This window comes from Bacillus mobilis (genome assembly GCF_001884045.1).
Taxonomy (GTDB): domain Bacteria; phylum Bacillota; class Bacilli; order Bacillales; family Bacillaceae_G; genus Bacillus_A; species Bacillus_A mobilis.
The window spans coordinates 1-25,113 of record NZ_MACF01000123.1 but is presented as its reverse complement, the minus strand read 5'-3'; the positions used below and the strand labels follow the sequence as shown (position 1 = coordinate 25,113).

The following is a 25,113-nucleotide window of genomic DNA, read 5'->3' as shown; positions in this document are numbered from 1 at the left end:
GAAATTTTCTCAATATTTATGTGTAAAATGAAAACAATACTTTAGAAAGAAATTTACTAGAGTGATCAATCGAATGGAGTATGAGGAAATTAGCCGAATAAATTTCCATCATACAAAAAGGAAGTTGGAATGATTCCAACTTCCTTTTTTCTTTAATGGGCCGCGCTTAATTTAATTCGAACTTTCGCTTCACCTAAAGATAGTTCATCGTCTTCATGCGTTAAGTGATCAAATGTAAATTGCTTAACGAGTAAATTTTCTTCCAATAAATCTTTATGGTTCGTTAATGTTCGTTGTAGTTCTTCCTCTGTATCAAGAATAACATCTACTCGTAAATTAACCGGTAAATTTAACTGTTTACGATATTCTTGAACTGCTCGAATGAATTCACGCGCTACTCCTTCTTGTAACAATTCTTCCGTGACATTCGTATCTAACATAACTGTATATTGTCCGTTAGTCGTATTAGAAAATCCTGATTTCGCGACTTTCTCGACTACTACATCTTCAGCTGTTACAACTACTTCTTCTCCTGGTGCAGCTTCGTAAACTGCTCTTTCTGTAGATACAAAGTGCTCTACTTCTTCTTTTGATAATTGTTTTAGCCATGTATTTACTGCGTTCACATTTTTACCAAACTTCGGCCCAGCTGTTTTAAAGTTCAGCTTTAATTGATAGGACGTATATTTCGTTTCATCGAGTTCAACATGGAACGCTTTGACATTTAGTTCATCCATGACGATATCACGATACGATTCCCAATCCATATCATTCTCATTATGTGCTAGTAATACAAGTTCCGCTAATGGCTGTTTTACTTTTAAAGAATGCTGATTACGATTACTTCTTCCAAGTTCAACAACTTGTAAAACTGCATCCATTTCTGCTTCTAATTTCGGCTGAAGTAGTGATTCATTCACAATAGGATAATCCTCTAAATGAACGCTACTTCCAGTTAAATTCAAATGAATATCTTCAGCGACAAACGGTGTAAATGGTGCGATTAATTTACTAATTGTCACAAGCACTTCATGAAGTGTCTCATACGCAGCTGCTTTTTCGGCATTCATACCAGATTCCCAGAAACGATTACGTGATCGTCTTACGTACCAGTTACTTACTTCATCTACAAGTGCCGCGATTTCACGAGCTGCATTCGTAAATTGATAATCATCAAGTGCTGTTCTCACTTTTTTCGTTGTGCTATGCAATCTTGATAATACCCATTCATCTAATTTCGTCCGCTTTACATCATACGTTTCTTTCGGATTATACTCATCTAAATTTGCATATAAAACGTAGAAGCTATACACATTGACTAATGTATCCACAAATTTAGATTTTGCTTCTAGTACTGTTCTTTCAGAAAAACGCTTCGCATTCCACGGAGCACTATCAACGAGTAGCGCCCATCTTAAAGCATCTGCACCAAACTGATTGACTAAATCAACTGGATCTAGTGCATTCCCTTTACTCTTAGACATTTTCTGTCCTTCTTCATCTAATACATGCCCAAGTGATAGAACGCGTTTATACGGTACTTTTCCTGTGTATAGTGCTGATACTGCTAATAAACTATAAAACCATCCGCGTGTTTGATCAATGCCTTCTGCAATTACATCTGCTGGAAACTGTTCTTCAAATAACTCTTTATTTTCAAATGGATAATGATATTGCGCAAATGGCATGGAACCACTATCAAACCAAACATCAATTACTTCTGGTGTACGATTCATTGTACTTCCGCATTTTTCGCAGCATACTTGCACTTCATCTACATATGGCTTATGCAATTCTAAATCTTCCGGTGTTTCTTTCGTACTATGCTTTCTTAAATCAGCAATGCTTTTCGGTGCGAATTGATGATCGCAACTTTCACATTCCCATACGTTTAATGGTGTTCCCCAATATCTATTTCGACTAATATTCCAGTCCACCATATTTTCTAAAAACTTACCAAAGCGTCCATGTTTCATATGATCTGGATACCAAGTAACAGAATCGTTATTTTGTAAAAATGTATCTTTAATTGCAGTTGTTCGGATTAACCAACTCTCTCCTGCATAATAAAGAAGTGGTGAATCACAGCGCCAGCAATGTGGGTAGCTATGTTCATACTTTTCTTTATGATATAGTAAGCCTTCCTTCGCTAAATAACGAACGATATCCACGTCACAATCTTTTACAAATTTCCCTTTCAAAAATGGTACTGCTTCTGTATACTCACCTTTCTCATCTACAACATGTAAGAATGACAATCCTGCGCTTTGAACGACTCTATAATCGTCCTCTCCATATGCTGGAGCGATATGAACAAGTCCTGTACCACTATCTGCCGTGACAAAATCTGCTGCGATAACGTGGTAGCCATTTGTAACTTCTTTCATTGAAAATGGCGGCACATAAGATGTGTTTACTAATTCTTCACCTTTATGGACAGATAGTACTTCATAGTTTTCTTTTAATACATCTTGTACACGTTCTTTCGCAACAATGTATACATGACCTTCTTGTTTCGCTTTCACGTATTCCATATTTGGATGTACAGCGAGCGCAACATTTGCTGGAAGTGTCCAAGGTGTCGTTGTCCAACCTAGGAAATACTCATTTTCACTATCTTTCACTTTAAACTTAACTGTTGCACTTAAATCTTTTACTGTTTTATACCCTTGTGCAACCTCATGTGAACTTAGTGAAGTTTGACAACTTGGGCAATATGGTGAAACTCTATGTCCCTTATACAATAAGCCCTTTTCATGAATCGTCCCCAAAATATGCCATACACTTTCGATATATGGATTCTCTAACGTAACGTATGGATCATCCATATCTACCCAATAACCGATGCTTTCCGTGAATTCACGCCACTGTTTCTCATATGTGAATACACTCTCTTTACACTTCTGGATAAATGGCTCAATTCCATACTCTTCGATTTCATGTTTACCAGAAATACCGAGTTGCTTCTCAACACCTAATTCTACAGGTAAACCGTGTGTATCCCATCCCGCTTTTCTTAACACTTTATAACCAGCCATCGTTTTATATCTTGCTACTACATCTTTAATTGTCCGTCCAAGTGCATGACCTACATGCGGTAATCCATTCGCCGTTGGTGGTCCTTCATAAAACACAAAAGATTGTGCGCCTTCTCGATTCTGAATTGATTGCTCGAAAATACTTTGCTCGTTCCACTGCTTACGAATACGTGTTTCTCTCCCTACAGCTGACTCTTTTACATCTACTTTCTTCATCTACAATCACTCCTTTGAATGTTTTAAAGCACACAAAAAACCCGTCCCTATAAAGTAGGGACGGGTTTACCCGCGTTACCACCCTAATTCTATTAGCTCTTAACTAATAGCACTTAGCAACGTACTGTCATACGTGTTCTTTGTAACGGTAGACATCCGTCCGGGCTTACTTATTTTCAGCCTCGACTCCTCGGAGATGATTTTCAAATAACGTCTGAACACCGGCTTTCAGCAACATACCGGCTCTCTGGGGAACAGTACACTATTTTACTCTTTCTCGTCTTCAGATTTGTATACTTTGTTAAAAGCTATTTTATGCCATTAGGCAATAAATTGTCAACTAATTCAAAATATATTTTTATTTATGCCCTTTTTCGCGATTGTTATACAATTACTTTTCAAATTCTCGTATTCCAGTTAAATCTTCATCTTCTTCAATAAGCTCAGCAAAGAATCCTGATTCATCCTCACGAAGAACAGTTTCAAGCTCTTCCTTCGCCTCTTCAATTCTGTTTAACTGTGCTAAATAACAAGCACGATCGTATCTTGCTAACAAATTACTTACATCCATTGTTAATACATCATTTGTTATTTTTTCTGCCTTTAGTGTTTGTCCGGCACCATGATATGAAGACGCTAAAGAAAGAAGAATTGCTGTTTCATTCGGATGATGTATAGAAGCATTTTCTAATATATGAATCGCCTCTTCAAACCTTTCTTGACTTTGATACATTTCTCCTAAAGCAAGAAACGCTCTACTTACAAACGGTGTTTGCTCCGTTAACTGTAAGGTAATCTTTTCTGCTTTTCTTTCTTCCCCTATTTTAAAGAATACTTGTGCTTGTAAAAGAAGCGTATCATAATCATCTGGTAACTCTCGAACCATTTGCTTCGTTACTTCCGAAGCATCCCGTAACATATCTTCTTCCTCACACTCTATGAAAAGATTTACAAGTTGCTTCGCTACATCGTAATCCCATTGATTTTCTAACGATGTTTGCAATACATCTATCGCCTCTTTATACATCGCCACATTCCCGTAAAATAGTGCAAATCGCTGCGCTGCCATACTATTTTTTTGATTTAACTTTAACGAAATTTCATACAAATCAATGATTGTAGTAATAATCGAAATTTCTTTCGCACGGTTTTTCATTCGATAAAAAGCTCTCGTAATTATGGATTTCTTCGGCTGTTCATTTTGTTGACGTTCAATCCATCTTTCCGTCACCGCAGATGCAGCATACATAAATAGCATACTTCTTTCTGCCTTTTTCACTTTTACTGTATGAAGAAAATCTCGTATGTTAGACAATTTCTTATGTTGTTCTATCGCTTTTACGTATACCTCAAATATATGTTCATTATTTACATCTTTTTGTATCACTTTCATTGCAATTTCAATTGCTTTTTCATTTCTACTTTTCACTAACACTTTTGCATAATGATATAGAACTTCTGTATGCTCACCATCTAATTGTAGCGCGTGTTCAATCCATGCCTGTTCTTTATCTATTTCATCCATCGCTCCATACACATATGCAATCGCATCTAATCGCCATATTTCAGGTACTTCGTCCACTAATTGTTCTAGTTCAGTCAGCAATTCTTCCTGAAGATTCATTTCTATTGAAAGCTGTGCCAAATATTCCATATTAATATGCAATGGCTCTTCTTTCATCGCCTGAACCATATGATTTTGCTCTTTAGAACGATTTTCTTCTTTTTCATATATTTCCGCAAGCGGTAAATGTACCCCTACGAAATGCTCATCAAGCTCTAAACACGTTTCATACGCTTGTTTCGCTTCTGTCAATTGCCCTAAAAGCATAAGTGTTTCACCAATTCGGTAATACGGTAATGCCGTTTCCTTTTGTTCTATCGCCCTTTTATATCTTTTCATCGCTTGGCCGTACTGCCCAATAGATTCATATAAAATACCTATATAACAACCGTATTCACTTACCTCATTTCTTTCTTTGTGTAACGTTCTTAAGAATGCTATTCCTCGTTGTACAAATACCGTTCCTTTAATTCGATTCACATATTCATCTAATGCACTTGCTACATTATATTCGCTCTGCTTTATACCATTCTCTAACTTAGACAATGCTACTTTAAAGCCTTCTTCACTTCCACCAAGTTCAACCTCAGCATCCCATAAAACCATTCCCGCATTCATAAGAAAATCTTGGCTCTTTTCAATTTGCTTTTCAATACCGAGTATATATTGTTTTGCTTCCTTGTATTGTTCTCTTGCCATATAAACTTGCGTAATTCCGAAGTGAGAATAAACATCATCATGATTTTCTTCTAAAGCACGAGTATACAATGTTTCTGCTTCTTCCAGGCTATCATTTTGAAAATGATAGTCACCGAGTTTTACGTATAAAGGTGCCTTATCGTCACAATTCTTAATACCTTTTAATAAAATTTCTTTCGTACGTTCCTCATCCTTCAAATCAGACTCGTATATTTCCGAAAGTTTCGTATAAATGTAAGGTGCATTACTGTCTAAATGAATCGCTATTTTAAGCCCTTTTATCGCTAAATGTAATTTCCCTAGATGATGCGCACATCTCGCTCGCTCATACCATACATGTGCCTCATTTTTATACTCTTTTAACAGATCATTAAAAATTTCATACGCTTCTTCATATCGTTCTAAATCTATTAATATTAATCCGTGATTCGTTAAAGTGAATCGTTCTGGACTACGTTCTAAAGCAACTTGAGAAAACTGCAACGCCTTTTCAGATTGGTCGATATACATATATGATAAAGCGAGAAAACTCCAAGCAATCGGCTGATCTGCATCTAATTGTAACGAGGAACGAAAACTTGAAATTGCTTCTATATAACTTTCCTGTTCAAAAGCATATCTTCCGTTTATTAGATGATATAAAGCACGATTATTTTTCTTCTCGACACTTGTAAGCATTTGCCCCGCTTTTTCTAATTCTTGAAGGCGAATAAAACACTGCGCACCATGCAATTTAACAAAATCTGAGTTCGGAAACTTCTCCATTAACTTTTCAATACAACTTATAATAAACTCATTATCTACTTCAACATCTAAATGCTTAACCGTATATAACCACGTATTCGGATTATCACTCGTCTCTTTTAAAAATTGTACTAAGTTATGAATCCCCTCTATATCATGTTCATCTAAATGGTCCGTAAGAGAAAAAATAGTTTTAAAATAATGATTTTCTTCTTCATTTAAAAATGCTAGTTGCTCCTTCTTTTCTTTCGGAACAAACGTAATCGCTAAACACCCTGTGTAACGATATTTTTCTTGTAACTTACTATATTCCACAATAACGGGTTCTATAAAGTTCGGATCTTGAACATAAAAAGCTTGTAACGTATCATCATACCCAGATAATACTTGCACATGTGAAGCATGCTCAATATCTATACTTAATAAAACAGGAATCCCTGCATCCAGTAGTCTCTTATAATTTTCTTCATTCCCTTTAAAATAACAATATTCATAACCTAAATCTTCTAAATAAGAAACAGTATCTGAAAACTTCGAGCCTGTCATATCAAAGATAAACTCTGCTATTTCATCTTGTGTACGTTTTTCTCCCCATAACTGCAACATCATTTCTAAACTTGTTGGAACACAATAATTATCCTTTTGTACAATCGGAACTATCGGTAAATGAACCTTTTTGCCATCTGGATTTTTTTCTAAATTATGATATAAGGAATCTTTTAAACTTTTTTCTACTTTTAATAACTGTTGTAAATCTGCAAGTTTATTCATTTTGTAAAGCGCTTCTGCACGTAAATGAACAAAGTAAGTTTTATACGCATGATAAGGAAGCTGATTATTTATGTTATCTATTACCGCTAACATCTCTTCATACTTCCTTAAATCTAATAAATATTTCACCTTTTCAAAATGAAAATATGGTACTTGCGGGAATTTTACAATCGCATCATCAATTAGCTGTAATGCACGTTTTTGTTCTCCTTGATTCGCATATAACTGTGATAACAAATAGGTAGATAGCTCTTCACAATCTTTATGCTGCATGCCAGCTATAAATTGTTCTTCTGCTTTCTCCCATTCACCTGTATGCATATAAACGTAGCCCCATTTATCAAATACGGCACGTGCACTGTACTCCTCTGCCTTTTGCATATACATTAGGGCTTCTTCATTTCGTTTCATTTCCAACAAACATCGTACTAACGTAAAATATGTTTTCGCTAAAAGATCAACTTCTATTTCTTCTTTATTTACCTCTTCCAATGAATCTTTTAACAACTGTTCTACTTCAAGTATTTTTCGCTCATCAATTAACTCATCACAATATAAAGAGAGCGTTCTCATATTCGGGAATTTTTTATAGGCGTAGCGAATGAGGAATGAACTGTATTGGTGCATAAGTCCTTCATCAGTAAGACGTATTAATATGTCAAACTCCTTATGTGAAGGAATATTAGCGAGCCAATTCTTCAAATAGGATAAAGTATTCTTTTCTTTTATATATGAAATTTCATTATTTATTTCCTGTAATCCATCTATAAATCTCTTGTCTTTCAAACAAGCATCTAACTGCTTAAAATCTAGCATGTATTCACCTCGAATTATTTTTTGCACTGCTACTTGCTTAGATTTTACACATCATATTGTAGGTATTCAACTAAAATCTCCTATAATGGATAGTATTATTTAATATTATTCGAATTTATAACAAAATATAGTAAAAATGATTGTTTTTCTCTGTATTTTGTTTAATTAAATGGAATAACGTTACATGAGGATCTTATCTATTGAAAGCTGGAATCAGCACATGAAATTATATCAGCGATAATTCAAATATATCAGCGATTCTTTCGTTTTATCGACGATTTTCAAAATATATCAGCGATTATACGGTGAATATCGACTTACCGACAAATAATGACAACCCTCAATAAATCGCTATCTTTTAACATTCTATGTCACCAAATGTAATTTTCATATTCGGAGCATATACTAAAGAAGAGTGCATTTGAAATACTTTAAAAAATCGGAGTTCAGCTTCATATTGAGCTAGCGCATCATTATATGTTAATCCTCTAGTCATTAAACGATCTATAAATTGATCCTTATCACCTGGATTCCCTGCAATCCCCTCTTCTTTTAATGAATGATATAAACTTTGCTTATTATTATGCTGCATATTAGAATCTAAAAAGTTCACTTTATCACTTACTCTACATTCAATATTTTTTGCGCCTAGTTCACTTAAAAACATCGGTATTTTCATACCAACATTTCCATCTTTTCCGCTTCTCTGCGTGTCACTTTCAAATAACTGCTGTAAAGCACCTAGCCTAATAATTTCCGATTGTTTCTCTCCATTTAAAGAGTATGATGACATATTTGATATCCAGTGTGGTTCAAAACAGATTATTTTTCCGCCACTTTTAACTGAATGCATCATTTTTTGTAGCATCGTTTTTGGCGAACTCATATGCAATAAGAAAGCATGACAGATTGCTATATCGTATGTATCGTTCAATTCAATTTCTGTAGCATCTCCCTCAAGAAATTGTGACTCATACGGAAGTAAACGAAACAACTCTCTTGCTTCAGCTAGTAATGTTTCTCCACTATCAATGCCTGTATACTTTGACCCTTCTGGAAGTAAAGGCATTAATACTAATCCTAAATAACCATATCCACAACCATAATCAACAATATGTACTGGCTTAGTAATCTTCCAAACTGTATTTACTAAAAAACTTACATAATCGTCGTTGTAATATAAATCTCTCGTGTTTTTTAAATATATTAGTTTGCTGTTCCAATCATACGTTTCCAAATGTAACGCCCCCTTTTATATACAAAACTAAAGTTCTATATATAACCGCCGTATTCCTACACTATTCTTAAAATTTCAAAGCAAAAAAGCTAGTGTATTTTTAACAATACGCTAGCCTTTTTATTTGGAAGAACGGTAGATAATTAGAAATTTAACCCGTACAATCACAATCTAAACAATCCGTACAGTCTACATCACCACAATCTGATTTTCTCTTTCTTTTGTCTCTTTTAAGATAATAATACAGTAGCCCAATCAGTAGTGCGCAAATAACAAATGCTATTATTGCTTCTGTATATTTGTTTTGAATAATAAAACCTATTCCACTACCGCCTGAAATAAAAATTAGAATTATGTAGATCCAGAACATCTATGTAAATACCTCCGCCTTAAGATAATATCCAAATAACACTAGATGAAATAAATAACCCCATCCCATTACCGCTTATTACACCGGTAGTTACTCTTAGCAAATTTGTGCTACTCCTCCATCTCCACTTTTGGGTGAATCCATCAATAAGTAACGGAATTTGAGCAGAGAATGATAGTATTATTGCAAAAAGAAATGAAGGTGCTATATAAAAATATATTGGAAACATTAAAATACCGAAAAGCATGCCTGTACAACGCGCACATAAAGGTATGTATTCTTGTAGTTTAAGAAAACTTCTATCCGGTTTTCTATGACAAGGAATTTGTAAAGTAATAGTTCGAATCAATATGAATCCCCCCTCTCTAAAAAGATTTTAATTGATTTTGCAAAATAATTATATACTAATAAAAAAACAACCCAGGTTCCTTCTAAACCCGGGTTTCAGTTCGCTACTATATTTATTTACATCTCCTCAGGAGCATCCACCCCAAGTAAACGTAATCCCTCTTTTAATACAACTGTCACAGCATACACTAATGCCAGTCTGCTGTCTTTCTCTTCGCTCTCTTCTAATATACGAACATTACCGTAATATTTATTAAACGATCGCGCTACATCTAATACGTATTTTGAAATGATTGATGGCTCATTTTTGTTGAAGGCTGCTTCAATTACTTGTGGGAATTTATTCAGTAATTTTACGACGCTCCAGCTATGATCATCTTTTAATGCAAAGGTACACGTTTCAAATTCTACACTTTCTTTTCTTAAAATAGAGCACGCACGTGCATGTGTGTACTGTACATACGGTCCTGTTTCACCTTCAAATTTCAGCATATTTTCTAATGAGAATTCAATATTATGCATACGCTCATTTTTCAAATCATGGAAAATAACTGCGCCAGCGCCGACTTGCTTTGCTACTTCTTCTTTCTGTTTTAAGTTTGGATTTTTCTCTTCAATATTTTGTTTTGCAAGGTCAATTGCTTCCTCAAGTACTTCTTCAAGTAAAATAACTCTTCCTTTACGTGTCGACATTTTCTTACCATCTTTTAAAATGAAACCAAACGGTACATGTTCCATGCCGTCAACCCAATTGTAGCCAAGCTTTTTTAATACAGTAAAAAATTGATTGAAGTGTAAACTTTGTTCCGGGCCAACTACATATAACGCTTTATCAAACGCATATGTGTTTTGACGATATAACGCTGCCGTTAAGTCACGTGTTGCGTAAATCGTCGCACCATCTGATTTTCTAATTAAGCAAGGCGGCATTCCCTCTTCTTCTAAATTAACGACTAACGCGCCTTCTGACTCTTCAAGCAAATCATGCTCTTCTAAAATCCCAATAAAATCTTCCATTAAATTATTATAAAAAGCTTCTCCTTGAAAATTAGTAAATTCAACACCGAGAAGTTCATAAATACGAGAAAATTCTTTTAAAGATTCATGACGGAACCAATTCCAAAGCTCAACAGCTTCTTCATCACCTTCTTCTAATTTCTTAAACCAAGCGCGTCCTTCTTCTTCTAGCTCTTCGTCGTCTTTTACCTCTTCGTGGAATTGAACGTATAACTTAAATAGTTCACGGATTGGATCTTCTTTCACTACTTCTTCATTTCCCCACTTTTTATAGGCGGTAATTAACTTTCCAAACTGTGTTCCCCAGTCTCCAATATAATTAATTCCTACAACTTCATAGTCGCATTTTTCAGCGATATGCTTCAGTGAATTTCCAATCATTGTAGAACGTAAATGCCCCATTGAAAAAGGTTTCGCGATATTAGGAGAGGAATAATCGATAACTACCGTTTTTTCACAACCAAAGTGATTTTGACCATACTCTTCTTTCTCCGCTAAAACCATTTTTAATACGTCATCACTTACAGTTTCACGATTAAAAAATACATTTACATAAGGACCAACGGCCTCTACTTTCGTAAAAAATGGATCACTTAATTTCTCCGCAACTTCCTGTGCGATAATAGCTGGTGATTTTTTATATTGCTTCGCAAGTGAAAAACATGGAAATGCCGCATCTCCGAATTCATCTTGTTTCGGTGTTTCAATTAACTCTAAAATTTGATTTTGCGTTAATTCATTCTTGAAAATATGGGATAAACCTTCCGCAAACTGCGTTTTATAATCCATACTACAACCTCCTTATTTTTTAAAACACAAAAAACTCGTCTCTAAAAAAGAGACGAGCTTAAACCCGTGGTACCACCCTTGTTGTTCATTACGAACCACTTTCCCGTTTATAACGAGGACAGGGGGCCTCGGCTTACTCTACTATTCGTTCAAGAAGCATCTCCGAAGTGCGCTTCATCTTTTCCTTCCGCACTAGGCTCACACCATCCCTAGCTCGCTTTCCTTCTAAAAAAGACTACTCTCTTCATCACAGACATTATATTTAATTAATTATTGCTTATTATACATCTTTTCAAACAATTAGCAAGGGTCAATTACACCAAAGTGAAACTTAGCACTTTTTCTTTTGTACACGTGAAAATTGTGTTTTTCAAATCTAGAACTACGGAAATGGTCTTTCAAAACGACACGCTTTCTCGCCACACGTTTCGCTTCCGCAATTGTTTCATCAGTAATATCATGATACAAAGCGAAGTGTTTTAATCCTTTTATTCCATCTGATTCTATAACAGTTTCTTCGAACATTGGATCAAGGTACACAACATCATAACTATTATCTTCACATTGTTTTAAAAATGCGTAATGCTCCGTTTGCTTCACATCGATTCGTTGCATTGCCTCATCAATTTCAGAAACGGATGAAGACCATGTTTTTAAACCATTTTCCATAATATAAGCCATATATTCATTGCCTTCAAGCCCCGTTACTGTTCCGCTTTCACCAACAATATAACTAGCTACAATACTATCTGATGCCATACCGAGCGTACAATCTAACACTGTCATTCCGCTCTCTAATTGCGTGGCTTGTACAAACGGGTCGTGTTCTCCGCGCATTAATCTTTTCACACGAAACATCGCTGAGTTTGGATGAAAGAAAAACGACTCCTCCGTTCCTTTTGGATAAATAGCTAATCGATTTTTTCCTACAACAAGTACATCTTGTTCATATTGCTCATGTAGTTTATGTACTGGTATGTCATTACGTTTAACGAAAGAAACATTTAATTCTGCTGCTACCTTATTTGCATAATCTGTCATTTCTTTGTTCGTTCTTCCTGCTGTTGTTACGATCATTTTTTCACCTCTATATAAAGAAAAGAGGGAGATTTACTCTCCCCCTTCTTTAGCAATTCTTTTCGAAAGCTTGTTCTAAGTTCGTAATAATTTCGTCCATAGTTGCACCTTCAATTTCATGACGGTGAATGAAGTGAACAACTTCTTTACCTTTTAACAATGCCATAGATGGTGAAGATGGAGGAATTTCTCCGAAGTATTCACGCATTTTTGCAGTAGCATCTTTATCTTGACCTGCGAATACAGTTACAAGATGATCAGGTTGTTTTTCAGCACGAACAACTGCTTGACCTGCTGATGGACGTGCTAAACCAGCTGCACAACCACAAACTGAGTTTACAACTACTAAAGTTGTACCTGATGCTTTTTCCATAAATTCTGTTACAGCTTCTTCTGTAGTTAACTCTTCAAACCCAGAACGCACTAATTCTTGACGCATTGGGATTACCATTTGGCGCATGTATTCTTCATAAGCATTTGACATCTTGTAATCTCTCCTTCAACTTTCATTCCAAATTCATCATATCACGCTCTATTACTAGGTGCAAAAGAAAGATTACGATGATTTCATTTTTTTGTAGGGATTTCACAAACCCCTTCACGGCAATGTCCAACTGGAACAAGTTTTCTATTGTTAGCGATATAATCGTATACTTTACTTCCAAATCCGAGTACGATAGATAGTTTTATAAAAGGAACAGCAAACCAGTAAGATGGAACAGCCTTTGCTAATACATGTATGCTATGAATTCCGTTATACCACTTATTATTTTTAAAAATATACAATCTTTGTTCCATCTTACTTTGTAGTTCTTGAGAAAGTTCATACTTCTCAACTACATCTTCATCTCGAAATGAAACAAAATTCATCTTACCCTTTTTATCTAATTTTTTCGTACGTTCTGCAACCGCCGTACACATCGGGCACCAACTATCATAGAAAACAATCATACATTATTCCCCTTTACGAGACTCCGTCATTTGTTTCCATACAGAACCTTTTGCTTCTTCTCCGCCTTCAATACGCTCTAATGCTAGACGCGCTTGCATCGCTACTTCAAACTCTGGATCATCTTGCGCTGCTTTTAATGCCGGAATCGCACTTTCATCTCCAAGTTCAAATAAGAACATCGCTGCACGCCAGCGTACTAATTTACTTGAATCTTTCAGAGATTTAATCATAACGAACATCGCTGCTGGATCACCTACGTCTGATAAGCAATCACCCGCTGTACGGCGAACACTTACTGAACGATCTAATAGCGCTTTATATAATAACGGCAATACTCCATCACCTTTTACCATACCTAAATATGCTGTTGCTAAACGGCGGATCGAAACTTTTTCATCATCTAACGCCATCTTCAACACTGGCATATCTTCTTCAGTAGGATCCATTTGTTCTAATGCTGCAAAACGGTTTTTCCAGTCAGCATCTTTCATCATCTCTTCTGTTACTTTATATGGCTCACGCTTTTGAATCGTTACTTCAACAGCACCTGCCTGGTTTAATAATTCTTTAACCGTTTCATTTACACGTTCTTCTGAATAAGCAGCAACAATCTCTTCTACTACTTCTTTCCCTATTTCTTCAAAATTACCGTAACGTGTACTTTGTTCCACCCATTTACGTTCTTTTACAACGTTTGGCGCAGACATTTGTACTTTCATAATTGATTCTTTAAAACGATCTGGTAAACCAACGCGTTCTTCTGTTGTTCCATCAGTTAACTTGACTTGCATTGGAATTGTAAAGAACATTTGAACAAACACTTTCACTTCCCCAAAATGAGCAAGTTGTTGTTCTTCACTTTCTTCCACTACTTCTTCGCCGAAAACAGCACGAACTTGTTGTAATAAAACTTTCCAGTCAAACTTCGCATTTCGCTCCACTGCTAAAAAGTCGGCTACATGATATACACCTTTAATGCCTTCAATTTTCAAAATTTCTTGCACTTGCATTGGTGCTTGTTCTTTATTTTCATTTGTATAATTATTACGCGCTCCTGATGGTAATACTTCGTTCAAAATAACTTTCATTGTATTTGGACTTGGCGTCGGTTCAATTGCTTTAATCTTCACGTAAAAAACTCTCCTTTATTGCATGTTCTTAGCTGTATTGTAACATGTTACCACTCTATACTCCTACTCGGATGCTTTATTTTGCTGATTTCTTTCCACCATCATACTTTAATTTCCTCAAGTCACTTCTTATTATGATGCACCCTCCCGCCTTTTCTCCAAAAATGTAATGCTCTCAATCATAACTTCCGTTACATATATTCTCTTTCCTTGATCATCCTCGTAATTTCTCGTATGAATACGTCCTGTAATTCCAACAAGTGACCCTTTCTTACAATATTCAGTTACATTCTCAGCTGACCTTCTCCATACGACGCAATTAATAAAATCTACTTGTTGCTCACCTAAACTATTTCGAAAACCTCTATTCACCGCAACACATACTCGTGCATACGCGACGCCTTGCTTTGTGTAGTATAATTCTGGCTCCTTTGTCAATCTACCGATTAATACAACTCGATTCATCATAGGTTATACCACCTCACATATTTTTCTTCATTGTAAAGAAAAATGTGTGAAGGGTAAAAAGCGTAAAACAATATATTTTATAGTAAAAAATATTATTTTTATATCTTATATAAACAAAAAAGAAACCTTACATATTTAAAACATGTAAGGTTTCAAAATTTATCCCGCTTTAATGGGCAGTAAGACCCCCCACTGATTAAAGTTTCACTTTATACTTCACTGCATGAAATGTAATATCCACCGCGAGCCATTTTTATCTCAACGCGGTACATTACATTCTCTAAGTAAAAAGTAATCGGTTTAACTTTACTCTCAAATTTTAGTCTTTCATTACATTCAGCCACATATCTTTCTATTGCTGAAGTAATAACTTCTGCTGATGGATACGTTAAAGCATCATCTAGTTCTATGAAAAAACTTTTAGAAAATAGTTTTTTCATAATTCCTTTCTTCTCTTTCATCATATTCCATCCCCTTCATTTCAAATTAACAGCATCCAATGATACTACATTCTCAATTTATCTTTGAAAATAAAAAAATCCTGCATTTTTCATGCAGGATTTTTTTATTAGTCATTTTTCGTAAAGTAAGAAACAAAACGAAGAATTTCTAAGTATAACCAAACTAATGTAAGCATTAGTCCCATTGCAGTGTACCACTCCATATATTTTGGAGCTTGACTACGTACACCATTTTCGATTAAATCGAAATCTAGTAATAAGTTTAATGCAGCAACTACGATAACAACTGCACTAATAATAATGCCGATTGTACCACCTTGGTGAATGTACGGAACCGTTACACCAAACATGTTTAGTAGAAATACGACTAAGTACATAACCATAATTCCAAGTGTCGCTGCCATCACGCCTGTACGGAATTTATCCGTTACCTTTACTACGCGCGTTGCATATAACACTAACATTGCAAATAGAATTGAGATTGTTAGTAATACAGCATTTAAAACGATAGAGTCGCCAAACTTCATTGTATAAACAGCTGAAATACTACCTAATACAACCCCTTCTACCGCCGCATAGATTGGTGCACCAAAAGGTGAAATACGCGGGAAGAACATAGACGCAAATGCGATGATTGCCGCAACGATTAAAGAACCAATTAAAACTGGCATTTTCATCGTACCCTCTATCATCTGTATGTATGAATAGACAGACGTTGCAAGTAGCAAGATAAGCATAATAAACGTTTTGCCTACTGTTCCGCCAATTGTCATCGCAGAAGCGCTTGCTCCCTCTTTACGGAATGCCTCTTTTTTCAACATTGGATTAGATGTTCTCATTTTTTCCCTCCTAAAATAGGTTCTACCAATAGTGTAAAGTTTTTCTCTTTACTTTTCAATATATGCAGCTTGTTTTTATTTTAATCCTTCAACGATGTCTGATAGTTCGCTCCATCTTTCCATCGTTTTTTCTAGCTCTTCTTCTGTTTTCTGCTGTGCTTCAGATAATTCTTGTGCCTTTGTGAAATCAGATCCAACTTTCGCAAGTTCTTCTCCAATTGACTCAATTTTCTCTTCTAGTTCGGCAATTGTATCTTCAATTGTTTCCCATTCACGCTGCTCATTGTATGAAAGTTTACGTTTACGTTGTTGTTTCGGCGCTTCTTCTACCACTTTTTTCTCTTTTTGAACTTCCGCCTTCTCAATAAGTTCTTTCGTCTTTTCCATTTCTAAAAAGTCCGTATAACTACCTAGGAATTCACGCACTTCGCCTCCGCCACTAAAGATGAATAATTCATCTACTACTTTATCTAAGAAGTAACGGTCATGCGATACAGTTAAAACGACACCTGGGAAATCTTCTAAATAATCTTCCAGTACTGTTAATGTTTGTGTATCTAGATCATTCGTAGGTTCATCAAGTAATAGTACGTTTGGTTCTCCCATTAAAATACGTAATAAAAATAAACGTCTTCTTTCACCACCAGATAGTTTACCAAGCGGTGTACCATGTGAATGCGTCGGGAATAAGAAACGTTCTAGCATTTGAGATGCACCAATTACTTTTCCATCTGTCGTATGAATAACTTCTGCAATCTCTTTAATGTATTCAATCATACGCTGATTTAAATTCATCTCTTCATTTTCTTGCGTATAATAAGCAACTTTTACAGTTTGTCCTACTTCAACTTCACCACTATCAGGAGATAGCTTACCTGCAAGCATATTTAAAAGAGAAGATTTCCCGCTTCCATTCGCTCCGATAATCCCGATGCGATCGCCCGGCTTCACTATATGATTAAAGTTGTGTAATACCGTTTTATCACCGAATTTTTTCGTTACATCTTTTAACTCAAGTACTTTTTTGCCAAGGCGACTCCCGCTAAGCGCAATATCAACTGACTGCTTTGCAGCTGGTCCTTCTTGACCTTTTAACTCATCAAATCGTTGAATACGTGCTTTTTGCTTTGTCGAACGAGCTTTTGCACCACGTCGAATCCATGCTAGTTCGCGGCGGTATAAGTTTTGACGTTTTGATTCTTGTGCAATTTCTTGTTCTTCACGAAGTGCTTTCGCTTCTAAAAATGTACTATAGTTTCCTTCGTAACTATATAGTTTACCATTGTCTAATTCAAAAATACGATTCGTCACACGATCTAAGAAATAACGATCATGGGTTACAAGTAATACGGCACCATTATATCGTGCTAAATATTCCTCTAACCATTCCACTGTCTCATGGTCAAGATGGTTCGTAGGCTCATCTAAAATTAATAGATCCGGTGTTTCAATAAAACATTGCGCCATCGCAATACGTTTTTTCTGTCCACCAGATAAATTCCCAACAGTTGCTGTAAAATCAGTAATTCCTAATTTCGTTAATAACGATTTTGCATTCGCATTTGCTTCCCATGCACTCATCGCATCCATACGTTGCTGCACTGCAAATAATTGTTCCTGTACTTTTTCATTACTTGGATCTTTTTCGATATTTAATAACGATTGTTCATAATCACGAAGAAGACGAATTAAAGGTGTATCACCATGGAACACTTGCTCTAATACTGTTAGTTTTTCATCAAACTCTGGTTGCTGTGATAAATAACTAATTGTATACCCACGTGAATGCGTCATATCACCTGTATCAGGAGTTTCTAATCCTGCAATAATTTTTAATAATGTCGATTTACCAGTACCGTTTACACCAATAATCCCGACACGTTGTCCTTCTGTAATACTACATGATAATCCATCAAATAACGGTTTTTCTCCGTATGATTTCGATAAGTTTTCCACAGTTAACATTTTCATATTTGTGCATTCCACTCTTTCATAAATTGTTCAATAAACTGTTCCATATAACGATGTCGAACTTCAGCCTCTTGTTTTGCTGCGTCCGTATTCATTAAGTCTTTTAGTTTCAAAAGTTTTTCATAAAAATGATTTAAAGATGGATCGTTATTTTTTCTATATTCATCTTTCGTCATCACTTCACGCGGAGGAATAGTTGGATCATACATTAATCTCCCTTTCGCCCCACCATACGCAAATGTGCGAGCTATTCCAATTGCTCCAAGAGCGTCTAAGCGATCCGCATCTTGAACAAGCTTCCCTTCAAGTGACTCCACTTTACCGCCATGACCACCTTTATAAGACATATTAGCAATGATATGAAGAACATGTTTACTTTCCTCTTCTTCCACATGTAATTCTTCTAACCAATCAGAAACTTTTTTCATTCCTGCTTCTTCACTTTCATTTAACTTCTCATCTGCCACATCGTGAAGTAATGCTGCCATTTCAATTATAAAACGATTTCCTCCTTCTTGCTCGGATAAAGAAATCGCCAGTTTATGTACGCGTTCAATATGATACCAATCATGCCCACTCGCATCTTTTTCTAAAATATGTTTTACAAAAGTAATTGTTTTTTGAATCTTTTCTTGTTTTGTCATTTTATCTTCACCCAGTTACTTATTGTAACACGCCCGCATTTTTTCATCACATATTTTCTTGTCCGCCCATACACTGAGTGGTAAGCATCACCATGAAGGAGGAACAAATATGTTCTATAATAATCAACCGCCTTATCCACAACAACCATTTTACCCTCAGCAACAGGAACAACGATATGAAGAACAATATGAGGAATATGAGAAACAAGAACAACAATTCGAACAAAATCCATACGCAACAACGCAAAACCAAGAAGCTAATTATCAACAAAACGCATACGACACACGTCCAAATTATGATTACCCTCAAAACCCATACGCAGCACCGCAAAATCAAGAACAAGAATTCCAACAAAATCCATATGCAACACCACAAAATCAAGAGCAACAATATCAACAAAATCCATATGCGGCACCACAAAATCAAGAACAACAATTTCAACAAAATCCATACGCAGCACCACAAAATCAAGAACAACAATTTCAACAAAATCCATATGCAACACAGCCTCAACAACCACAATATCAGCCGCAAATGTATCAACCAAACTATGACGCGCGTGTTTCACCACCTAAACCACCAACACTTGATCCTACGCAACCACAAATTTTACCGCCTGGCCCTACAATCGATCCTACACAACCACAAATCTTACCACCAGGACCAACATTTGATATCACACAGCCTCAAATCTTACCGCCTGGACCAATTACAGAACCAACGCAACAACAAATTCAACAAGTTGTCGGTACACAGTTTTTACCTTTAAAGAAACCTGTACTAGATTTCGTAAAACCTTGGGTAGACTACGGTTTAAATGAAGCAAAACATACATCACACAAACACGCTTTAACAGAAGTTGCGGCGATTATGTTTTTAGTTGGGAAAGGATTCAACCCGACGATTGCACATTATATTGTGGAATCCTGGGAGAAGAATGAGCAGTTTTAAGGTTATCCATTTCAATTTAAATAAAACAAAAAAAGTGTCACAAATGCGTAGGTTATAAGCATTTGTGACACTTTTTGTTTGTTATGTTAAATGTTATTTCAATAGTGAGTTACTACAGTTACCTTTTCTTTCTAGGACCAATAATTAATTTAATCGCCGTTCTTTCTTGATCATTAATAGTAACCTCTTGAAACGCTGGAACAAAGGCTAAGTCAATACCACTTGGAGCAACAAACCCTCTTGCGATCGCAATTGCTTTAATTGCCTGATTTAAAGAGCCAGCCCCAATCGCTTGAATTTCTACATTTCCACTTGTTCTTAGTACACCTGCAATTGCACCTGCCACTGAATTTGGTTTTGATTTTGAAGATACCTTTAATATATTTTCCATGTAAGTTGCTCCCTCTATTATTTAATCGCTCTTTTGTTACCGTTTAAAATATTTCAACGTATCTTTTACTACTATTCACACCAAAAGCAAACAATGCTACATATGTACATTCATTCGATACTTTTCGTCTTCTTCCTGCTCTACTACGTAAATAAAGGGAAACAACTATAAACTCTAATATAAAAACTCTTAAATACTAACATCATTGCACCTGAGGATAACGGTTTTACTTCTACATGTGAAATTAAAATAAGCATTCCCGCTATACTTCAATCTTTCAAGATATTCCACTGATATTTTTATCAATCATTAACCTTTTCTTCTTCAAAAATGGTTACATCTTCTATTCTATTACTATATTTCATCGTATTAGCACTTTATACTCCAAATCTATCACCTTTTATATAAGACAGGCATAAAATACTATGAGTATACACTTCATTCATAATAGGAGGTAATATATTGGGTTCTTACTATCATTCTTCAAACTCCAATAAAAAATGTTCATGTAAATCTTCTTCTAGCTCATATAAAAAATGCTCCTGCAATTCCTCTTCTAGTTCCTGTAAAAAATGCTCCTGCAATTCCTCTTCTAGTTCCTGTAAAAAAAGCTGTCCGGCATACGGCACTTTTTGGCAAACAGAGTTTATAACTGTTCCTTTTGGAGATCCTTTTCCGTTTAATCACGTTGGCCCTATAGCAGGAGGCGTTTCCTTACTAAATCCTACTACGATACAATTTAGTCAAGCGGGTGATTATAGAGTTTCTTTCATTTCAACGATTAACACTACTGTAAATCCTGTGTTTCCACATATTCCAGTCATGACTATATTTCTAAATGACAATCCACTTGCTAATAGTCAAGGTGACTTTGCTTTTCAAATGAATACTTCATCCAATAACGAATGCCTACAACTTGCAGGCGAAACGATCGTTACAGTTACCGCTAATTCAACTCTTCAACTGAAAAATAATAGTGGTTTTAATCGTCAAAGTATTGCAACTTGTGATAATGGTATCAATTCAGTTGAATTAACAGTTATAAAACTAAGTTAATAATCATCTTCACATTCAGATGCTATTTCAGCATTTTTTTTTATTGAATACTGTTCTTTTGATTCCCATTATGCTTTTCTGTTAATCTAATAACATGAAAAAAGTACCGAACTTTTCTATTACAAAAGTTCGGTACTTTTTATATTAAAACCCCTCATTCTTTCTTACTTCTCCACATAAACCGACTTAACAATTGTACGATTGTATGGTTGTCCTTCTTTATTCATCCCTTTTATATCCATCGTAACGTTGTATACTCCTGGTTGCTTTATGTCCTTTAAAGCACCAGAAAATGTAGTATTATTAACATTTTGTAATTCATTATATTCAGAGACTAGTTTTCCTTCTTTATTAACTACTCTTACTGTTATGGAAAGATCCCCTTTCATTTCAGGCGCCACAGGTGATTTTTTCAGTTTATACTCAGATTTATTCACTTTAACTTTTGTAGGCATTTGGAGAACAAATGGCGCACCACTATTGTAATCGCTCACAACTAAATATGCATCTTTCGACTGCTTCGCCTTCATTTTAACTTTCCATTCTCCTACATCCATTTTATCAAATTTAAATGTTCTAATTGTTGCACCATTAAAGAAAGATTCACCTTCACCAGCAGTTATAACGCTATCTTTATTTGTATACATTTTTCCTTTTGGAGATATCATTTGCACTTCTACATCAGAAGACGCTGTTAAGATAGAAACGATTCCTTCAGCTTTTTTATCCACCGCAACAGTTTGCTCTATCCACTGATTTTGTGGCAATTCTCCTCCTAGTATGTTTTGATTTGAAGTTGTATTTAATTGTTCTATATTTTCATTTGAACTAGTGCTGGATGCTACTAAAGCTGGTACAGCTACATTTGATGTACGTAAATATGGTTCAATTCGAGAGAAAACAGCAGATCCTTTTCGTATATTATCATGATCAAATTTGGAATCTGTAAATAAATGCGTTCCATACGGTAACTTAGCACTCCACTCATTTACTAATCCATCATTTGAACCGTATGATGACAAATAGAGCCCGCCCATAGATAAAGCAGAAAATACTGGTCCCCAGCTAGTCCCGGTAGCCGTATAGTAACGGTTTAATTTAGCTGCTGGATTATTATCAATCGTTGAACGAAATTTTGCCATTTCCCCCATTTGTAATGAATACGTACCATCATCTTTTTGACCTAATATAGAAGCAAGCCATCCCGCCCACCAACTATATGATAAATCCGCCAAGTTTGATCCATGATGTGGCGTCGCAAGCGTAATAACATTTCCGACAAATCGATTTGCGCCATATCCTACTAATGCAGCCTGTGTATCGATACCGCCTTTACTATGTGCTACAATATTAACTTTTTTACCGAAATGATTATATATTTCTTCTAATTTTTGTGCTAACAATTTTCCGTTGTCCCACTGACTAGCTGAGCCTTTTCCAGCAGCATCATATAATTGTATAAATACTGTTTGATAGCCTGCTTTCAAAGCATAATCATACATATCATTTATATCATGATACACTGTCTTTCCATACCAACTATCAGCATTCCCATTCCTTCCTTGTACAAAAAGAATTGGAGGTTTATTCTCATCATAATTTGCAGGTTTTTGACCTAAAAACCATTCTCCAGGTGTAGCTACTTCTTTATCTGGAAATCCTGTTTTAATTTCTTTTACTTCCTCCGCCTCTACCTTCGTACTAACAGCCATCGGAGTCATAATAAAAAATGCGAGAAGTAATAACATACACCTTTTCAAAATCCTCATTAACATTCCCCCTTTTTTGAAAGGAAGTACTATTTTTACTCTAGTTATTTTATAGGTGGATAAATAGTAACTGTCCTTTCTTATGAAACGATATTCTCTCAACATGTATTCATTCCTTTTCCTATTAAGCTCATTAAAAATTTCTCAATATATTTCTAACTAAAAAAGCTGCGTATAAAAGGTTTATACCATAACCTTTTATACGCAGCTTCTTTCTTATAAATCAATGATATACTCATCATCATATTTATCATATTGGAGCCCTGACCCTATTTTCGATTCCGTAACTTGATCTCTTAAAAACGGTGCAGTTTCCATTTTGTTAGTTGCAATTTCAATTCCATATTTTTTCGTTAAATGGGCTAATTCTATTAAAAACCACTCTCTTCGCAATGTAACTGGAATATTAAATGTTCTTCTTTTCATATATAATAGCACCTCTTTAATTTTCATAACTTAAAAAACATTATAGTATATGCATGTCCATTTTAAATGTGCTATTAATAAAACATAATTTTAGTTTACGTCAACTACCCCCACTGAGATGAATCGTTTCAGTGGGGGCTTGAGTTCGAATGCTAGGTCTTTTCGTCTATTGCTAGACAATTGACGCTCTAGCATTCATGCCACCCTATGGTAACACCTCAAGTATGTTTTTGGTTGGTACTGGCAACGAACGATTGTTTTCCCACTTGCACCACCCTTTCGAAAAAGAGCAGTTCCTCCTTACGGAAAAAGCCACCACTCAGATGAATCCGGCGTGTGCTACAAGCCCCGACAAGTCGAGTACACATGGATGGTTGACACACCCACTAAGCTATGCGCGAAGCAACAGCCTTACGTTTTTGCACTTCTAATAGAATCGGCGTTTTTACTTTGAGATTGCCATCCAATTCTACAACTTGTGATTTTTGCAATGTATTCAGCGCACCATTAATATCCGCATGAATACATGTTCCTGCTTTACTTTGATACAGACCACGAGTGATTCGTTTGCCGCTAAAATAATATTGGGCTCTATTATCCTTAGACCAAACTGGAACCGGATCTTTGTCTAAGAAACTGGCTTTTGAAGTATAGCTTTCTTCTTGTTTCAAAAATCGGATGCCTTCTTTTACACATTTATTCTCAATTGCTACAATCAGTTTATGAAATGGGATTTGAACAAACTTTTGATTATTCTTTTTGCCCATATCAGATTTTTGTTTCCAACCCGTGTTATACCCTACGACAATCGTATCTATATCGAATGCTTTCACTTTTTTGAACAACAGGCCTACAGTTTGTGAAATGTAACCATTTATTTGTCTTTCCCGTTTATGCCAAAGTGCAGCCATTCTATTCGTTACAACACGTTTTGAAATTCCATTTTCTACATTTTTCAGCCCTAGATTACGTATCTTTTTGTTGAAGTATTGGTTTATGGATTTTAATTTTTTTCCATCAATTAAGAATGTATCACCTGTATTTGTTACACAACTTACTAATCTGTCTACACCTAAATCGCAACTCAAAGCGTTACTAATAGTCGTGGGTTGTTTCTTCATTTGAGAAACGTGCATTTCATATGTGTAATGCACCTCAAAGAACCGACCTTTTTGCTTCGGTACAATCTCAATGTAGGAGATTTTTTTATTCCTTAAGTTCTTTGGCATACGTATTTTAATGGAACCGAATTTTTTCCTGAATGCAACACTCATCGGAATCGTCCAATACCCGTTCTCATCCACTTTTGGCACTTGATAGATTTCAATAATTCGTTTATCAGTGGAACGAGAATAATTCGGAAACTTA

General features: G+C 35.5%; 21 protein-coding genes and 2 other annotated features. Of the genes, 2 read left to right on the top strand and 19 right to left on the bottom strand.

Annotated elements, in window-relative coordinates; genetic code table 11:
* Positions 1-152: 152 nt before the first annotated feature.
* The 15 genes from ileS to BAQ44_RS22770 all read right to left on the bottom strand — a co-directional run bounded on the left by ileS (position 153) and on the right by BAQ44_RS22770 (position 19,151).
* Positions 153-3,254, bottom strand: coding sequence for an isoleucine--tRNA ligase (gene ileS, locus BAQ44_RS22840; protein ID WP_071724002.1), 3,102 nt, complete (start codon positions 3,252-3,254; stop codon positions 153-155).
* Between the two features lie 53 nt (positions 3,255-3,307).
* Positions 3,308-3,547: a binding site (T-box leader), on the bottom strand.
* A gap of 98 nt (positions 3,548-3,645) precedes the next feature.
* Complete coding sequence (locus BAQ44_RS22835) at positions 3,646-7,848, bottom strand: bacteriocin-processing peptidase family protein (protein WP_071724000.1); 4,203 nt, start codon at positions 7,846-7,848, stop codon at positions 3,646-3,648.
* 358 nt (positions 7,849-8,206) lie between these two features.
* Positions 8,207-9,085: a class I SAM-dependent methyltransferase gene (locus tag BAQ44_RS22830; RefSeq protein WP_071723998.1), complete on the bottom strand. Its 879-nt coding sequence runs from the start codon at positions 9,083-9,085 to the stop codon at positions 8,207-8,209.
* Positions 9,086-9,236: 151 nt separating this feature from the next.
* Positions 9,237-9,455 carry a hypothetical protein gene (locus BAQ44_RS22825; RefSeq protein WP_071723997.1) on the bottom strand — a complete coding sequence of 73 codons (219 nt, stop codon included), beginning with the start codon at positions 9,453-9,455 and terminating at the stop codon, positions 9,237-9,239.
* A 19-nt stretch (positions 9,456-9,474) separates the two neighbouring features.
* Entirely contained in the window at positions 9,475-9,804 is a 330-nt protein-coding gene (locus BAQ44_RS22820) for a DUF2085 domain-containing protein (RefSeq protein WP_071723995.1), read from the bottom strand.
* Positions 9,805-9,920: 116 nt separating this feature from the next.
* Positions 9,921-11,609: an arginine--tRNA ligase gene (gene argS / locus BAQ44_RS22815; protein WP_071723993.1), complete on the bottom strand. Its 1,689-nt coding sequence runs from the start codon at positions 11,607-11,609 to the stop codon at positions 9,921-9,923.
* A 45-nt stretch (positions 11,610-11,654) separates the two neighbouring features.
* Positions 11,655-11,869: a binding site (T-box leader), on the bottom strand.
* 40 nt (positions 11,870-11,909) lie between these two features.
* Positions 11,910-12,686 carry a class I SAM-dependent methyltransferase gene (locus BAQ44_RS22810; protein WP_071723991.1) on the bottom strand — a complete coding sequence of 259 codons (777 nt, stop codon included), beginning with the start codon at positions 12,684-12,686 and terminating at the stop codon, positions 11,910-11,912.
* A gap of 49 nt (positions 12,687-12,735) precedes the next feature.
* A complete protein-coding gene (locus tag BAQ44_RS22805) occupies positions 12,736-13,170 on the bottom strand; it encodes a BrxA/BrxB family bacilliredoxin (RefSeq protein ID WP_061679552.1) in 435 nt (144 codons plus the stop codon).
* Between the two features lie 83 nt (positions 13,171-13,253).
* On the bottom strand, positions 13,254-13,637 hold the full coding sequence (locus tag BAQ44_RS22800) for a thiol-disulfide oxidoreductase DCC family protein (protein ID WP_071723989.1): 384 nt from the start codon (positions 13,635-13,637) through the stop codon (positions 13,254-13,256).
* Positions 13,638-13,640: 3 nt separating this feature from the next.
* Complete coding sequence (locus tag BAQ44_RS22795) at positions 13,641-14,768, bottom strand: conserved virulence factor C family protein (protein WP_063262727.1); 1,128 nt, start codon at positions 14,766-14,768, stop codon at positions 13,641-13,643.
* A gap of 132 nt (positions 14,769-14,900) precedes the next feature.
* Positions 14,901-15,236 carry a single-stranded DNA-binding protein gene (locus BAQ44_RS22790; protein ID WP_071723987.1) on the bottom strand — a complete coding sequence of 112 codons (336 nt, stop codon included), beginning with the start codon at positions 15,234-15,236 and terminating at the stop codon, positions 14,901-14,903.
* A 209-nt stretch (positions 15,237-15,445) separates the two neighbouring features.
* Positions 15,446-15,700, bottom strand: coding sequence for a DUF4318 domain-containing protein (locus BAQ44_RS22785; RefSeq protein ID WP_071723985.1), 255 nt, complete (start codon positions 15,698-15,700; stop codon positions 15,446-15,448).
* 104 nt (positions 15,701-15,804) lie between these two features.
* Complete coding sequence (locus tag BAQ44_RS22780) at positions 15,805-16,536, bottom strand: Bax inhibitor-1/YccA family protein (RefSeq protein WP_063262724.1); 732 nt, start codon at positions 16,534-16,536, stop codon at positions 15,805-15,807.
* 75 nt (positions 16,537-16,611) lie between these two features.
* Complete coding sequence (locus BAQ44_RS22775; protein ID WP_061679547.1) at positions 16,612-18,507, bottom strand: ABC-F family ATP-binding cassette domain-containing protein; 1,896 nt, start codon at positions 18,505-18,507, stop codon at positions 16,612-16,614.
* On the bottom strand, positions 18,504-19,151 hold the full coding sequence (locus BAQ44_RS22770) for an HD domain-containing protein (protein ID WP_071723983.1): 648 nt from the start codon (positions 19,149-19,151) through the stop codon (positions 18,504-18,506). Before BAQ44_RS22770 ends, BAQ44_RS22775 begins: the two co-directional genes overlap by 4 nt.
* Positions 19,152-19,260: 109 nt before the next feature.
* Between BAQ44_RS22770 and BAQ44_RS22765 the strand changes: the two genes are divergently transcribed.
* Positions 19,261-20,103, top strand: coding sequence for a hypothetical protein (locus tag BAQ44_RS22765; RefSeq protein WP_071723981.1), 843 nt, complete (start codon positions 19,261-19,263; stop codon positions 20,101-20,103).
* A 118-nt stretch (positions 20,104-20,221) separates the two neighbouring features.
* On the opposite strand, the gene spoVS is transcribed toward BAQ44_RS22765, so the two are convergent.
* Positions 20,222-20,494: a stage V sporulation protein SpoVS gene (gene spoVS, locus BAQ44_RS22760; protein WP_061678591.1), complete on the bottom strand. Its 273-nt coding sequence runs from the start codon at positions 20,492-20,494 to the stop codon at positions 20,222-20,224.
* Positions 20,495-20,956: 462 nt separating this feature from the next.
* On the opposite strand from spoVS, the gene BAQ44_RS22755 reads away from it, so the two are divergent.
* The gene (locus tag BAQ44_RS22755; RefSeq protein ID WP_071723979.1) at positions 20,957-21,550 is read left to right on the top strand and encodes a preprotein translocase; all 594 of its coding nucleotides are present in this window, start codon (positions 20,957-20,959) and stop codon (positions 21,548-21,550) included.
* 164 nt (positions 21,551-21,714) lie between these two features.
* Here the strand turns inward: BAQ44_RS22755 and BAQ44_RS22750 are convergent, their stop codons facing one another.
* The 3 genes from BAQ44_RS22750 to BAQ44_RS22735 all read right to left on the bottom strand — a co-directional run.
* Entirely contained in the window at positions 21,715-23,298 is a 1,584-nt protein-coding gene (locus BAQ44_RS22750) for an esterase/lipase family protein (protein ID WP_413551112.1), read from the bottom strand.
* 237 nt (positions 23,299-23,535) lie between these two features.
* On the bottom strand, positions 23,536-23,745 hold the full coding sequence (locus tag BAQ44_RS22745) for a hypothetical protein (RefSeq protein ID WP_071723975.1): 210 nt from the start codon (positions 23,743-23,745) through the stop codon (positions 23,536-23,538).
* Positions 23,746-24,131: 386 nt separating this feature from the next.
* Positions 24,132-25,113 (bottom strand): RNA-guided endonuclease TnpB family protein (locus BAQ44_RS22735; RefSeq protein ID WP_071723972.1); only part of this gene is annotated, 982 nt, incomplete at its 5' end.